The 14,458-nt window shown below is 70.7% G+C and carries 14 protein-coding genes; 8 read left to right on the forward strand and 6 right to left on the reverse strand.

Annotated features, from left to right (window positions below):
- Positions 1 to 62: 62 nt before the first annotated feature.
- The 3 genes from ABZ281_RS13405 to ABZ281_RS13415 are packed head-to-tail and all read left to right on the forward strand — an operon-like array spanning position 63 to position 2,984.
- Positions 63 to 1,235: a cupin domain-containing protein gene (locus ABZ281_RS13405; protein ID WP_356655085.1), complete on the forward strand. Its 1,173-nt coding sequence runs from the start codon at positions 63 to 65 to the stop codon at positions 1,233 to 1,235.
- Positions 1,232 to 2,140, forward strand: a complete 909-nt coding sequence (locus ABZ281_RS13410) for an aldo/keto reductase (protein WP_356655061.1) — start codon at positions 1,232 to 1,234, stop codon at positions 2,138 to 2,140. Before ABZ281_RS13405 ends, ABZ281_RS13410 begins: the two co-directional genes overlap by 4 nt.
- 19 nt (positions 2,141 to 2,159) lie before the next feature.
- The gene (locus tag ABZ281_RS13415; RefSeq protein WP_356655063.1) at positions 2,160 to 2,984 is read left to right on the forward strand and encodes a hypothetical protein; all 825 of its coding nucleotides are present in this window, start codon (positions 2,160 to 2,162) and stop codon (positions 2,982 to 2,984) included.
- Between the two features lie 26 nt (positions 2,985 to 3,010).
- On the opposite strand, the gene ABZ281_RS13420 is transcribed toward ABZ281_RS13415, so the two are convergent.
- Positions 3,011 to 3,250, reverse strand: coding sequence for a hypothetical protein (locus tag ABZ281_RS13420; RefSeq protein ID WP_356655065.1), 240 nt, complete (start codon positions 3,248 to 3,250; stop codon positions 3,011 to 3,013).
- Between the two features lie 208 nt (positions 3,251 to 3,458).
- Here ABZ281_RS13420 and ABZ281_RS13425 point away from each other — a divergent pair, with 208 nt between their 5' ends.
- The 3 genes from ABZ281_RS13425 (at position 3,459) to ABZ281_RS13435 (ending at position 7,219) form a co-directional block, all read left to right on the forward strand.
- Entirely contained in the window at positions 3,459 to 5,396 is a 1,938-nt protein-coding gene (locus tag ABZ281_RS13425; protein WP_356655067.1) for a DUF87 domain-containing protein, read from the forward strand.
- A 91-nt stretch (positions 5,397 to 5,487) separates the two neighbouring features.
- Positions 5,488 to 6,306, forward strand: a complete 819-nt coding sequence (locus tag ABZ281_RS13430) for a hypothetical protein (protein ID WP_356655069.1) — start codon at positions 5,488 to 5,490, stop codon at positions 6,304 to 6,306.
- Positions 6,307 to 6,412: 106 nt separating this feature from the next.
- Positions 6,413 to 7,219 (forward strand): hypothetical protein, encoded by an 807-nt coding sequence (locus ABZ281_RS13435; protein ID WP_356655071.1) that lies wholly within the window; start codon positions 6,413 to 6,415, stop codon positions 7,217 to 7,219.
- Between the two features lie 94 nt (positions 7,220 to 7,313).
- On the opposite strand, the gene ABZ281_RS13440 is transcribed toward ABZ281_RS13435, so the two are convergent.
- The 3 genes from ABZ281_RS13440 to ABZ281_RS13450 all read right to left on the reverse strand — a co-directional run bounded on the left by ABZ281_RS13440 (position 7,314) and on the right by ABZ281_RS13450 (position 8,977).
- Positions 7,314 to 7,886 (reverse strand): hypothetical protein, encoded by a 573-nt coding sequence (locus ABZ281_RS13440; protein WP_356655073.1) that lies wholly within the window; start codon positions 7,884 to 7,886, stop codon positions 7,314 to 7,316.
- A 216-nt stretch (positions 7,887 to 8,102) separates the two neighbouring features.
- Positions 8,103 to 8,507 (reverse strand): restriction endonuclease, encoded by a 405-nt coding sequence (locus ABZ281_RS13445; RefSeq protein ID WP_356655075.1) that lies wholly within the window; start codon positions 8,505 to 8,507, stop codon positions 8,103 to 8,105.
- Complete coding sequence (locus tag ABZ281_RS13450; RefSeq protein ID WP_356655077.1) at positions 8,504 to 8,977, reverse strand: hypothetical protein; 474 nt, start codon at positions 8,975 to 8,977, stop codon at positions 8,504 to 8,506. The genes ABZ281_RS13445 and ABZ281_RS13450 overlap by 4 nt, the downstream gene beginning before the upstream one ends.
- Before the next feature lie 80 nt (positions 8,978 to 9,057).
- Between ABZ281_RS13450 and ABZ281_RS13455 the strand changes: the two genes are divergently transcribed.
- Positions 9,058 to 10,296 carry a helix-turn-helix transcriptional regulator gene (locus tag ABZ281_RS13455; protein WP_356655079.1) on the forward strand — a complete coding sequence of 413 codons (1,239 nt, stop codon included), beginning with the start codon at positions 9,058 to 9,060 and terminating at the stop codon, positions 10,294 to 10,296.
- Entirely contained in the window at positions 10,293 to 10,835 is a 543-nt protein-coding gene (locus tag ABZ281_RS13460) for a flavoprotein (protein WP_356655080.1), read from the forward strand. Before ABZ281_RS13455 ends, ABZ281_RS13460 begins: the two co-directional genes overlap by 4 nt.
- 262 nt (positions 10,836 to 11,097) lie before the next feature.
- On the opposite strand, the gene ABZ281_RS13465 is transcribed toward ABZ281_RS13460, so the two are convergent.
- Positions 11,098 to 11,487: a hypothetical protein gene (locus ABZ281_RS13465; protein ID WP_356655081.1), complete on the reverse strand. Its 390-nt coding sequence runs from the start codon at positions 11,485 to 11,487 to the stop codon at positions 11,098 to 11,100.
- Positions 11,487 to 13,898 (reverse strand): Helicase associated domain protein, encoded by a 2,412-nt coding sequence (locus ABZ281_RS13470; RefSeq protein WP_356655083.1) that lies wholly within the window; start codon positions 13,896 to 13,898, stop codon positions 11,487 to 11,489. The genes ABZ281_RS13465 and ABZ281_RS13470 overlap by 1 nt, the downstream gene beginning before the upstream one ends.
- Positions 13,899 to 14,458 lie beyond the last annotated feature (560 nt).

Genomic DNA, 14,458 nt, shown 5'->3' on the forward strand with positions numbered 1-14,458 from the left:
CGGAGGGCGGCGGCACCGCCACGAGCGACGGCAAGGACTGACGGCCCGGGTGCCGTGCGGCGATCCCGCAGATGCCCATCGCGGCGTGCCGGGGCGAGGACTTCCTCGCCCAGGCACTGCACCGCGAACACCGCCATGTACCCGGCGCCCTCGATGTCGCCGGACTGATGACCTGGGACGACCTCAACCAGATCCTGGCCGGCCACCGCATGGAGCCGCCCCGGATGAGGCTGTCCCGCGACGGCGAAACGCTGCTGGTCGGCGGCTACACCACACCGGTCGCCACGCGCCGCCACACGGTGTGGCACCGCCTGCACCCGGCCGAACTGCACGCCCGCCTGAAGGAGGGCGCCTCGCTCGCCCTGGACAGCGTCGACGAACTCCACCCGCCGATCGCCCGCCTCTGCGAAGCGATCGAGCGCGAGCTGCGCACCCGCGTGCAGGCGAACCTCTACGCCTCCTGGAGCGCCACCGAGGGCTTCGGCGTCCACTGGGACGACCACGACACCGTCATCGTCCAGCTGGACGGCGCGAAGCGCTGGCGGATCTACGGCACCACCCGCCCGTACCCGCTGTACCGCGACATCGACGACCCGGGCGAGGCACCCACCGAACCGGTCGCCGACCTGGTCCTGCGGCCGGGCGACGTCCTGTACGTGCCGCGCGGCGTGTGGCACGCGGTCTCCGCCGACCAGGGCACCCGCTCGCTGCACGTCACCTGCGGACTGCAGACCCACACCGCGACCGACCTGATGACGTGGGTGTCCGAGCAGCTGCTCACGCACGAGGACTGGCGCCGCGACCTGCCGCTACTCGCCGCGCCGGACGTCCAGGCCGACGCCGTGGACGGGATGCGCAAGCGGCTCGCAGAACTGCTGGACGACCCCGGGCTGCTCGCCCGCTACCGGGCCGCGATGGACGGCCAGGCCGTCGGCCGGATGGTGCCGAGCCTGCCGCACATCGACACCGTCCCCGTCGACGGCGGTCTGCGGGTGAGGCTGACGACCGCCCGCGCGGTGCTGGACGTCGGCGAGGACATGGTGACGCTGTCCGCCGCCGGCACCGCGTACGAGTTCGCGCCCGAGGCGGAAGCAGTGCTGCGCCCGCTGGTCGACGGCCGCACCGTGGACCTGGCCACGCTCGCCGACACGGCCGGCCTCGCCCTGGAGGACGTCGCCGCCCTGGTCCAGGAGCTCGTTGCCGGGCAGGCCGCGACGATGGGGAGCCTGCTGTGACCGCACAACTCGCCCTCGGTACCTACCGGTGCCAGGCGATCCCGGAGGCGGCCGTCCGTGCGGCCGCCTCCGGCGCGCACTGGATCGACACCGCCCCCAACTACGCCACCGGCCAGGCGCAGACCCTGCTGGCCCCGGCCCTGGCCGCCCACCCGTTACTGAACGTCTCCACCAAGACGGGGTACTTCACCGCAGCCACCGGCACCGACGCCGTGAACGACGGCGTCCTCAACCAGGACCAGGCCACCGCCGGGCACAGCCTCGCCCCCGACTACGTGCGCTGGCAGACCAGACGCAACCGCGAGCAGCTCGGGCGCGACCGCCTCGACCTGGTCCTGCTCCACAACCCCGAGCGCACCCACCCCGGCGACCGCCCCACCCTGCACCGCGCGATCCGGGACGCCTTCGCCGTCCTGGAGGAAGCCGCGGCGGCCGGGCACGTGGCCGGGTACGGCGTCGCCACCTGGGCGGGCCTGGAGGAAGAGGCGTTCACGGTGGGGGAGCTGCTCGCCCTGGCCGCCGAAGCCGCCGGCGGACAGCACCACCTGGCCGCCGTCCAACTCCCGGTCAGCCTGGTGATGATGACGCCGATCGTCCAGGCCCTCCATGGCCGGGGACCGCTCCCGGCCGCCGCCGGCGCGGGACTGCGGGTGATGGCGTCGGCCCCGCTGCACGGCGGGGAGCTCCCCGCCATGGTCGACCAGGAGCTCACCGACCTCATCCGGCCGGGCCTGACCCCCGCACAGGCGTGCGTCCTCGCCGTCGCGTCATGCCCAGGAGTGACAAACGTCCTTCTCGCCGCCTCCGGTGCGCCACACTGGAAGGAAGCGGCCGACGCCGTCGCCCAACCCTCCCTGACCGCCGCCAAGTTGCGGGAGATCACCGGTGTACTCGCCTCCCCCTGACCCAGACACCGAACAGCGCATGCGCGCCCACCACGCGCACACCGCGAAGGCTCTGGACGTCCAGGTGGAGCCGGGCGCGGTGTTCTGGGGTTGGGCCGGGCGCACCCTGGGTGCCCCGGCCCGCACCGCTACGGGTGCGCCCGCCTGGCTGCGCCTGGTGTCCGCACCGGAGGACAAGGCCGCGGGGAAGTTGTGGGACGGCGCCCTCGATGCCCAGCACGCCTTCGGCGACCTCGACGGCCACCGGCCCGCCCTCCTGGCAGTCCACGACGCCGTCGACGACGGCATCGCCTACCGGGCGGAGCTGTCGGTCCGCGTCGACGACCCGGTCCTGTCCGACGACCCGGTCCTCCAGCACGAGGCCCAACTGCCGGACGCCTGGTGGAACGACCTCGCCGGGACGCTGGAGAAAGTGGCGTCCGTCGACACCGGCCGCGTCGCCGTACGCCAGCAGTACATGGATCGGGCCATCCCCGAGTTCGTCGGCATCCCGGCCCCGGCCGTCTCCCGCTGGACAACAGCCCACGCGGATGTCCACTGGGCGAACCTCACCGAACCGTTGCGCCTGCTGGACTGGGAAGGATGGGGCCGCGCTCCGGAGGGGTTCGACCCCGCCACGCTCTACGCCTACTCGCTGCTGAAGCCGGACACCGCCGACCGCGTCCGTGCCGCCTTCCCCGTGTTGGGCAGCCCGGCCGGCCTCGCCGCCGAAGCGACCGTGTGCGCTCAACTGCTCCAGACCGTCAGCCGCGGGGACAACCTCATCCTCGCGACCCCGCTCCGGGCCTGGTCCGAGGAACTGCGCCGCCGCTCTCCGAGCACGGTGGTCACGACCCCACGGTAAGCACCGCCGCTGCCAGCTGATGGATGTCACCGCTCGGGCAGCTTGCGGCGCAGAAGGTCCATCGACTTCTTCACGTCTCCCAGCTGGTCACCGAGCACGCGCATGCGCCAGTTCATGAGTTCCATCCGGGCCGCGACCGCCATCGAGGCGAACGTCTGCGCCAGCTGTGCTGCGCCCGCATCGCCCTCCATCGCCTTCTTGGCATAGCGCGCAGCGACCCCTTCGTACCGCTTTGCGCGTTCCACCGCGTCTTCGTGTTCGGTCATGCAGTCCCTCCCCGGTTGATCCCTCTCACCGTTGTACCGACCGCGCTCCACAGTCGGGGCCCCTGCGGATTTTTGGTCCGAGAAGTTGTCCACAACCCGCAGCTCAGGACGTGCTTTTCAGCGAACTCTGTCCACAGGCCAACGGCTTTACGGTTCGTGTCCGCTTCCGGGTGTGAGGTGCCGGGACGCAGATCGAAAGGGCACGGCCATGGCACAGAGCAAGTTCGACAAGCAGGTGGAGAAGGACGCCGAATCCCTCATGTTCGGCATCGGCCGGGTGTTGACCGGCCGGGACCTGGATGGCGTGAAGCGGACCGACGCCACGTTCTGGCACGCGGGCACCTGGGCCCTGCCGAAGGTGGAGGGCAAGGTCCGGCGCCGCTCCTACAAGCCCGGGTGGCGGCGCCTGTCCTTCCGCCTCGCCCTCGGCGCAGGCGTCGCGGAGACCGGCTACCTGTCCACCCGTGACCTGGACGCCACCGTGCGAGGCGTCCAGGAGCTGTGGGACAACCGGGACCAGGCGCTCGCCGCACTGGAGCCCGGCGGGATCGGCGCGGCCTCCGTGCTGACGGTGGGCACCGCGGCCTACATGGTCCTCACCCGTGAGCGCCGCGAGTTGATGCGCGAGTGGGTCGGCCCGCTGCACGACGCACTCCACCGGCCGCTCGGGGTGGCGGAGCAGACCGACCCGCGCCGCTACCTCCACATCCCGAAGAACTTCTCCGACGACGACGCGGAGATACGCATCGACCTGCCCCGGCAGCTGGGCTTCTCCCGCGACGTCGTCGCCGACCTCATCACCCAGAAGCTCGCCCTGGAGGGCGTGACGTTCTCCTGGCACCCCGAGGGCAGCAAGCCGTACGTGCGGGTGAAGAAGACCCGCAAGCCCCCGGCCAAAGCACTCTTCAAGGACCCCAAGACGCGGGAGCTGGTGGCCAAGGCCAAGGAGTCCGCACCGATCATCGGGTTCGGCGCCGGCGGGCGGATCGTCTCCGTCGACCTGGACGCCGAATCCCCGCACATCCTGGTCAACGCCTCCACCGGCGGCGGCAAGTCGGTGACTCTGCGCTGCATCGCCTGCCAGATGCTCCACCACGGCTCGCACGTGTTCGTCCTCGACACCAAGCGCATCTCGCACCCGTGGGCGCGCGGCATTCCGAACGTCACCTACTGCGCCGACATCGCCGACATCCACGAGCAGCTCATCGCGCTCGGCATGGAAGGCCGGCGCCGCACCCGGGTCGCCGACGAACTGGGCATCGGCGCCGACCCCAAGGCCATCGGCCCCCGACTGTTGATCCTTCTCGAAGAGATCAACGCGACGATGAAGCAGTTGGCCCGCTACTGGGAGAAGACCCGCGAGCCTGGCGACCCGAAGGTCTCCCCGGCCATCGACGCGCTCAACGAGATCCTCTACATGGGCCGTCAGCTGCGCATGCACGTCCTCCTGGTCGCCCAGTCCGCGACCGCTCGCGCCCTCGGTGGCCCGGAGGTCCGCGAGCAGTTCTCCACCCGCATCCTGGCCCGCTACAGCGTCAACGCCTGGCGCATGCTCGCCCCCGAGGTCCACCCCGCGCCGAAGTCCACGAAACACCCCGGGCGTGCCCAGGTCGTCATCGGCGGCAGTGCCAGCGAGACGCAGGTGTTGTTCTTCACCGAGCCCGAAGCCCGCGAGTGGGCCAGCACCGGCGCGGCCGCCACCGAACCGAAGCACGCGGACCTCCCCGCACAGCCGGGCCCGGCGGTGCTGCACAAGCCCGCCGCCCCACCCGCCGAATCCCTGGCCGACGCCTGGAGCAGCGACCCGGCCCTCACGCCCACCACCCCCGATCCGGCACCGGCCGCCGACGTCGACGTCCTCGCCGACGCCTGGAACACGAAGCCCCCGGCCGCCGACCCGGGCAACCCCGCGTCGCCGGCCCCGGCCCCGGTCGACGACGACCAGGCGGTGGGACTGCGCGAGGCCCACCAGCACCACCTGCCGGACATCACCGTCGCCGCGCTGCGCTACGCCCGCGCCAACGACCGCACCTTCCCCAAGCCGGTCGACAAGCGCGGCGCCGAACTCCTCTACCGCGTCGGTGACCTCAAGCGGTGGGCACGCAACCGGCCCCGCGCCGCCACCGGCACCACAGACCTCGACTGAACGGCCCTGTCCGCTCCAGCCGACACGACCCCTCTCGCCCTGGAGAACACCCGGTTCACCAGGCACAGCACAGAAAAGGAACACCCCCGCCATGTGGAAGCCCAAGAAGAGCAGCCTCCCGCAGCAGCTGAGCTTCGCCGCCCCGGTCGTCCGCGAGCAGATGGAAGCGCTGCCCGCCTCCAAGGCCCTCATCGGCCTGGGCGCCGACGGACAGCAGGTCTGCGTCGACCTGGACAACGAATCGCCGCACGTTCTGGTCTGCTCCGCCGCGGGCGGCGGCACCTCCACCGCCCTGCGCAGCCTGGCCGCCCAGCTCCTGCACCACGGCGGGCATGTCCTGGTCCTCGACACCAAGCGCATCTCCCAGGCGTGGGCGCGTGCCCTGCCGACGGTGACGTACCGCCGCGACATCGCCGACATCCATGACGCCCTGGTCGGCCTCCGGGACGAACTGAAGCGCCGCATCAGCCATGCCGATGAGCACGGTGACGCCGACGACCTGCCCCGGCTGGCGGTGGTGTTCGAGGCCGCGGGCCACACCCTGCGGCAGCTGGCCCGCCACTGGGACAACGTCCGCCAGGCAGGCGAGGCGAAGACGTCCCCGGCCGTCGACGCGTACGAGGAACTCCTCTTCGCCGGGCGCGAAGCCCGCATCCACATCCTCGCCGGCGCCCAGAGCTACAGCGCCGCGCTGGGACGCGAGCAGTTCTCCACCGTGCTCCTGGGACGCGTCACCACCCGCACCTGGAGCCAGGCGGCCCCGCAGGTCGCCGCCGTCCCGAAGGCCAGCGCGCACCGGGGCCGCTTCCACACCGTGCAGGGTTCCACAGCCCACCCCACGCAGGTCCTGCTCATGACCGAGCCGGAAGCCGCCGCGTGGGCCGCCGCCCCGGAGCGCGAAGAGGGCTGACCCCGAATCGGCCGGGCCGGGCCCTGTCCGGTCCGGCCGACACGATCCCCCCATCCTGGAGAACAGCCGGTTCACCAGGCACAGCACAGAAAAGGAACCCTGCACCATGACGACCACGGCCGAACTCCCGAAGGTGCTGCGCTTCACCGACCCGGGCCTGCGGGAGCAGCTTCAGGCGCTGCCCGCCTCAGCGGCACTGATCGGCATCGGCACCGACGGCACGGCGATCGCCGTCGACATCGACCACGCGCCGCACATCCTGGTCTGCACCGGCACCGGTGGCGGCAGCACGACCATTCTGCGCACCCTCACCGCCCAGTTCCTGCACCAGGGCGCGCACGCCCTGGTCCTCGACGGCGCACTGCTCTCCCACCTGTGGGCGAAGGAGCTGCCGACGGTGACGCACCGCGGCAGCGTCGCCGGCATCCATGACGCCCTGGTCGGCCTCGCCGCCGAACTGAAGCGCCGCGTCGACCTCGACGGCGACCTCGACGACACGCCGCGCATGGTGGCCGTCCTTGACCGGGCCGACGCCACCCTGCGACACCTCACCCGCTACTGGGAGACCTTCCGGCAGGAGGACGACCCGAAGAAGTCCCCGGCCATCACCGCGCTCGAGGACGTACTGCACGCGGGACGTGAGGCCCGCATCCACGTCCTCTACAACGGGCGGGTCACCGGTGGCCTTGCCCCCACCACCCGCGAACAGTTCGCCACCGTGATCCTCGCCCGGGTCAGCGCGGGCACCTGGCAGCAGCTCGCCCCGATAGCCGGCCCCGCCCCGAAGAGCAGCGCGCACCCGGGCCGCGCCCACGTCGTTCAGGACGGCACCGCCTCCCCGGCACAGGTGCTGCTCATGACCGACGCCGAAGCCGCCGACTGGCTCACCGCCACGGCGGCCGGGAAGATCTGACCCGAGCCGGACACACCACGGGCCCCGGGGGATCAACATCCCCGGGGCCCGGATTTATGGAGTCATGCTGTCCAACGACAGTGCGACTCCCGCGTTACGTCGTGGCCAGCTCTGGCATGTCGAGAGCGCTGGCGACCTTCCGGGCCATCTTCGCAATGTGCGGCGGCAGGTAGGCATCCAGCGAATCGACATCCTCGCTCAGTCGGGCGCGCAGCCCGTGCAGGCACGCCTCGGTGAACAGCTTCTGCGGATCGTCCTCCGGCTTCTGTGCTCCCTCAGCCACCCTCTGCCCGCTGTTGAACTGCATGCTGGGCCACGTCTGAGGCTCGCTCGCACTGACCGGAGGGTCCTCGCCCAACAGGCCCGCCAGCTTCGCCCACTCGCCATCGCCCGGCCCTGCCGCCCGACCGCGCTCCTGGCAGAGCTGGAGGTACGACTCCAACCTCTCCCGCTTCATGCCCATGCGCTGGCAGTACGCGGCGATCAGCATGGCCGCCATGTTCATCGTGTCTGCCGCATCCGTAGCCCGGTACAGCGTCATCCGCTTCCAGTCGTGCGCGGTGAAGGGCTCGGTGTAGGTCAGCACCTCCTGGCAGTTCTGCACCGCCTCGGCAACCAGCTGGTGAATCGCCCGCCGCAGCGGCTCGGGCATCTGGGTGTCTTCCATGGCCGCACGGTAGAGGCGCCGCATCCCCGGACACCGCAGTCGCGGCCCCTGGTCACCCGTACAGACCAGACACCGTCACGGCCGCCGGGCGGTGCGGCCTCACCGACCGGGAGTAGTCAGAAGGAGAAGCCCCCGGCGGCCGCTGGTGCACAACGGTCGCCGGGGGCTTCGTGGTGGTCGCCCGGCGACGACGGGGGTGGCGGCGCCGGGCGACGATCAAGGGGAGGCTGTGGTGGTCGCCTCCGTAGCAGGAGCGGCGCCTTGGAGCCGGTCCAGCCGCTCGTACAGTGCCCGCAGCGTACGGGCCCGGTCCCTGACCCGGAGCAGGTTGGGTGAGGGCCGCGCCAGGCAGTCGTCGGCCTGGAACGCCACGAATTCGGCGAACAGGCGCCGGCCGTCGTCCTCGGGCAGCCTGACCGCGAGCGCCCGGACGTCGTCGACGACCGCGCGGGCGGCCCCGGCGAGCAGCAGCCCGACCTGTTCGTAGTCGTCGGGCCGCAGCGCGTCGGGATCGGACCACGCCAGCACGGCGCGGGCGACCCGCTCGTGCGTGGTGCGATCGAGCGGCAGTTGGGCGTCGATGCGTCCTTCGGGGTCGTACAGCACGGTGTAGCCGTTCATGACACGGGCGCCTTTTCGGGTGTGTCGGCAGGAAGACCGCGCAGCGTCTGCGCGAGCCGGTCGGCGGGGATCAGGGCGGGCGGCTCGCCGCCGCGCGGGTAGCTGATGAGGTCCGCGACCGCCGTGCTGTCGTCGTGGGTGGCGGGCATGAGCAGCTCGCTGCCGCTGGACAGCACGCGCACACCGGGCAGGCCGGCCAGGACGTCGCCGGAGCCGGGCTCCACCATCACGTACAGCGTGCCGCGCAGGTGGTCGGCCAGGACCAGGGCCCCGCGTCGCGGGCCGATCCGTAGTGCGGCGAGCACGTCCAGGCCCCGGTCCATGGGGGTGATGGCCACCGCGTCCCACTCCTTGCCGCAGGGGATCCACCGGGTGCGGTTCAGCCCGCCCGCCCATCGCGCCTGCTTGCCGGTGCTGGGCTGCGCGAGATCGTGCCACGTTGGGGTGGACCGCTTTGGGGAGTTGGCCATAACGGGACGGTAGGGGCGGTATACCGGAGACAGCCCACACGATGTGTGTGGGTTCTCAACTCCGCACTCCGGAGATCCTCATGGACCGTATCCAGTTCGGCCGCCGTGTCGCCTACTGGCGAGACCGACGGCGCCACACTCAGCAGGAGTTCGCCGCGCTGATGCAGCGCTCCGTGCGCTGGGTGGAGGAACTGGAAGCCGGGCGGCGCCAGGCGGACCCGAACCTGTCGGTGGCCACCGAGATCGCGACGCGACTGGGCATCACGCTGGAGCGGCTGCTGCACGACCCGGCGGTGCTGTGCCCCGCCGACTCGGAGATCGACGCCGTACGCCGCGCTCTGCAGCGCCACGACGTCATCACAGGCCGGTGCGATGACTCCGGCGCCGAACCGGTCCCCGTCGCCGCCCTGCAGCGCGATCTGTGGCTGGCCCGCACCGGATTCCAGGCCGGGCACTTCGCCCAGCTCGGGGTGCAGATCCCCAAACTGCTCGTGGACGCGACCCGTGCCGCCGAACACCACCAGGGCGACGACCAGCTGGAGGCGTACCGGCAACTGTCGCTGACGCTGGAGCTGACCGAGGCCGCCGCCATCAAATGGGGCGACACCGAACTCGCCGTCGTGGCCGGCCACCGCGCGGTCGCCGCAGCCGAACGCTCCGAAGACGTCGTCATCATGGCGTCCGCGGCCCGCCACCTCGCGGACGCGATGACCAACCACGGCCAGGCCGCGGCCGCCGTCGCGTTCGTCACGGCCGCCGCCCGCCGCCTCGAGCCCGGCCTTCTCCAGCGCGGCCCCGAAGGACTCTCCGTGCTGGGCATGCTGTTCCTCAAGGCCGCGATGGCGCAGGCCGCCGCCGCCGAAGCCGACGACCACAGCCCCACCGCACTCGCCCGTGCCGTCCCCGGCTTCCTGGACCAGGCCGACGAACATGCCGACCGGCTCGGCTTCGACGGGAACGAGCTGTGGACCAGCTTCGGGCCGACCAACTGCAAGCTCTACCGGGTCGCCGCCCACGTCCAGCTGAGCGAAGGCGCGGACGCCGTGGCCGTCGCGGCGGGCATCCCCGGCGCCGCTCTCGCCGACCTCCCCCGCGAGCGCCGCGCCCACCTGCTCACCGACCGCGCCATCGGCGAGAAGCAGGCGGGCCTGCGCACCGAAGCGGTCACCACGCTCCTCAAAGCGGAGGAAGAGGCCCCCGAGGAAGTCCTGTGCCGTCCCAGGACCAAGCAACTCGTAGAGGACTTACGCCTGTTGGGCACAGGCTCTGCCGAGAGCCGCTTGCGCGCACTTGCTGATCGTTGTGGACTGCCCCGGTGACCACACGCACCCTGTACCTCATCGCCTGCGCCGCCCCGCCAGCCCGCCGCCTTCACGTACCCGTCCGTGCCGCCCAGGCGGCGGGCTGGGACGTGTGCGTGATCCTCACGCCGTTCGCGTACCGATGGCTCAGCGAGGACGCCGAAGGCGAGATCGAGGCCCTGACGGAGCTGACCGGACACCCGGTCCGCTGGCAGTACAAGCTGCCCTCACAGCCGGACGTCCTGCCCGCCCCGGACGCGATCCTCGTGGCCCCGCTCACCAACAACACGCTCGCGAAATGGGCCACCGCGATCAGCGACACCCTCGCCCTCGGTCTGATCACCGAGGGCATCGGCCTCGGTCTGCCGATCACCGCCCTGCCCCACTTCAACGACGCCCAGGCCGCGCACCCCGCCGTGGCCGGCCACGTCGCCTTCCTGCGCGAAGCGGGCGTCACCGTGCTGCTCGGGGAAGGCGGATTCGTGCCCCACAAGCCCAAGCACGGCGACCTCGACGCCTACCCGTGGCAGGCCGCCATCGACGCACTGCCCGCCTGACCCGACCCGCCAGACGCCCCCTGAGAGCCCGCGTGGCCGTCACGCAGCCGACAGGGGGAGTGGCCCAACTCCCCAGGTTCTACACGCACACCAGTGCGATGCTGCTGCTCAAAAGGCCCCGGCATCGCACTGAGGTGCGTGTAATACCTGGGGTACGGCGCCCCTGACGCCGGGCAGCGAAAGACCCCGGGCGCACAGCGTGCCCGGGGTCCTGCTCACCAGCCGTATGCCGCCGCCGACTTCAGTCCGAGGGCGGCGGCACTCACCAGTCGTCGGGCGCGCTGCCCACCCAAGCGATCGGCTGCCCCTCGCTGTTGCGGCCCCAGTGCGGTTCCTCCATAGACGTCTCGTGGCCGTCGTCCAGGACACAGATCCGTCCCCAGCGGCCATGCTTGCCCGCACAGATCCCGGCGAGCCGGGCCACGTCGCCCTCGCGCACGGCCTGCTCGTAGCGGTCCTGGAACGGCTGGAGACGGGCGCACAGCTCCATGCCGAGCTCCGTCTCCGCCGCCTCGACCTGTGCCCTCGCCTGCTGCACCTGCGGATCGGACAGCACGAACGAGATGACCTTCTCCGCCTCCGCGAAGGCACTCGCGCGGACGTGCCCTCGCACGGCTTCCTGCACACGCTGCTCTTCGTCACGCGACCCCATCACGCCGCCCCTTCCTCTGCCGCTGCCGCCCACTCCAGCCCGAGGCCGGCCAACGCGGCGAGCTTGTCGGCGGTCAGCTTGGCCCGGCGGCTCTTGCTGTTGCTGAGGAACACCCCGAGCTTGACCTCCGAACCGTCCGGCAACGCCTCTACGTGGGCCCTGGGGACGGTCACAGAGCCCTCCCGGGCCTTGTACTGCGCCAGGGCCGCAACGCCCTTCTCGAAGGCGCTCACGGGCGCCGTGGGCGCCTTCGCGGGCAACTCCGGCTCCGGGGCCGGAGCTGGCGGCGTGATGCCGAGCCGCTCCAGGCGCTCACGCTGCCCGTCGTGAAGGGCCTGCCAGACCTCGGGCTTGCGCTGCCGGGCCAACCACTTCCCGATGTCCATGCCGTGGACCGTGAACCCGGGCAGGACGTCGGCCTGGCCCTCTTCGTCGGCCACCAGCTCACGCAGCGCGGCGTAATGCCTCTGCCACTCCGCCGACCAATCGGGGTTCCAGTCCTCGTCCACGGCCTCCAGCGCCGTCTCCCACTCGGGGTGACCCTCCAGCGCACCCGGGCGGCGCAAATTGCTCAACCACTGTCCTACCGGCCGGTCCAGGGCCACGGCGGACCTCGGAGCACAGAGGGTCCAGTGCTGGTCGTAGTACGCCTTGGCGGCCTCCAGGTTCTCCTGGAACCGCTCATCGGCCGGAGACCAGACCATGCCCAGCTTCTCCAGCCGCTGCGCACGCAGGCCGCTCATCTGCCCCGACCCGAAGGCCCGTCGTTGTTCTGCCAGCCACTGCCCAAGGGGGTATGCGCCCTCTTTGTACCCATATGGGACTCTGGCATGCTGCTCGCGCTCGGTGAACTTTTTGAGCGCCGCCCAGCCGCGCGCCCAGTCCTGCTTCTCCGTGTCGATCACGTTGAAGCTGACCCAGTCCGCGACCATCACCGGATCACGCGGAGCAGCAAACCGCAGCAGCAGACGCGATTCCTCTTCGCTGTCTTCGGGCTTCGGACCGATGTTTACGGACGGCTGCGCGACGTCCTTCTGTGGCTCCTGCGGAATCGCGAGCAATTCGATTGCTTCTTCGTCGTGAGCGCGCAGACCTTCCAATACCTTCACCAATGGCCGATACGATCCCGAGGTGAACATATCCTCCGGCTTTTCTCCAGGCTGGAGAAATACCGGCACGATCAGAGAGGCGACCTTGCCCTGTCCGGGCTTCTGACGGAGCGCCCGGCCGATGGCCTGGACGATGTCATGCGGCGCCCCCTTGGGATCAAGGAGGGCAACGCTGTCCACCGCTCGGATGTCGACGCCCTCGCCCAAAACGCGACAATTCGAGAGGACGGCACGCAGCGCCGTGGACCCGAAGCCGCCCAGGACTCCCCGCCGGCGCTCGGGGACGTGCTCGCCGCACAGCCAGTCCGCCCAGATCTGCGCCGGGTACTTCTCGGGCTGGTCAGCGTGCAGCTTCGCCGCCACGCGCTCCAGGCCCTCCGCGTAAGCCTGTGCCTCTATCGTCCGGTGGTGGAAGGTGATGCACGTCGACAGGTCGTGCTGCGCCATCGTGTGCAGGAGCGCGGCCTGGAGCGCCCCGAGCCGCTGCCCGCGGACCTCCTCGGTGTGCCGCTCCTCGCCCATCAGCCGCTCGGGCGTGACGACCGGGTCCTGGAGCTCCAGGACGATGATCTGATACCGCGCCAGCAACCCGCGCGACACGGCAGACGCCAAGCTGAGCTTGTACAGGACGGGCCCGAAGACCTTCTCGTCATCCATGGAGGCCGCCATCTCACGCGGCAGCGGGTCACGCACCCCCTCGGCAACCTCCCGGTTCAGCCGCTCTTCCCAGATCCGCGGCGTGGCCGTCAGGTACAGCCGCCGGAACGCCGGGATCTTCGTCTGGTCATGGATGTCCGCCCACGCCTTACCCATCGAGCCACTTGTCCGGTGCGCCTCATCAACCACCGCGAGGTCTACCGGGGCGAGCTGCTGGCCGTAGACGCCCTCGAACGCCTCCGTGAGCACCCCCAGCGACGCGTAGGTGGCGTAGATGGTCACCGGCCCCTGCCCGTGCCACAGCGCCAGCTGCACGGGGTTGGTGGTGGACCGGACACCCAGGTGCCACAGCTCCGGATCGTCCAGCGGCGAGCACACCATGACCGCCGGCCCCTTGTGCCCGGCCTCGCTCCACGCCTTCACGGTCTGCGCCAGAAGATCCAGGGTCGGCACCACCACGAGAATGCGCCCCTTGGGCACAAGCCGCTTAGCCGAAGCCGCCGCAATAATCGTCTTTCCCGTGCCACACGCGGCGTGCACCTGACCCCGCAGGCCGTTCCAGGGAATACCGCCCGGCGGGATATCGAAGCCGCGCACAATGGCGGCAACGGCTTCGATCTGATGGTCACGCAGTTTCACGGCCATGCCCCGTGTTCTCCTTTTCGCGAATGTGGCGCGTAATCAGAAAGGGAATCCCGGCGCGAGGTGCGTGGCGCTGGGGTGTGGTGTCAGGTCCCAAACTCTACACAGCGACAGCCCGTGATGCATCACTCGCGCGCCAACTTCGCTCCCCAGGGTGATACATGACTCATTCTCGCCCACGATCGGCCGGTTGTCCTGTATGCTGGCAGGGCATTGGTGAACGCGTCGGGACAGTTTCGAGCACAGGGGAGGGGTTCGGGTGGAGCGCAGCGGAGCCCGTCACTGCAGTGGGGCCGGCACCCCGTCAGTCCGACGATCCGTCACATCCGTTGCGGGGGTGGTGACTGGGAATCCCAAGCCCTACACAGGCGCGAGCGTGATGCACCTCCCCTTGCTGCCAGCCCCGGCAACCGCGCTTGCGCGGGTGCCCTCAATTCGCGCTTGCGTGAATTGATATCCCGTCGGAATTCCGTTTACGGAATTCCATTCCCGCGTTTACGCGGGAATCCGAATTGCGCTTGCGCAATTCGCGCTCTATGCCCCGGCTTGCCGGGGCATATCCC

Source organism: Streptomyces sp. NPDC006265 (assembly GCF_040613555.1).
In the GTDB taxonomy this organism is placed as follows: domain Bacteria; phylum Actinomycetota; class Actinomycetes; order Streptomycetales; family Streptomycetaceae; genus Streptomyces.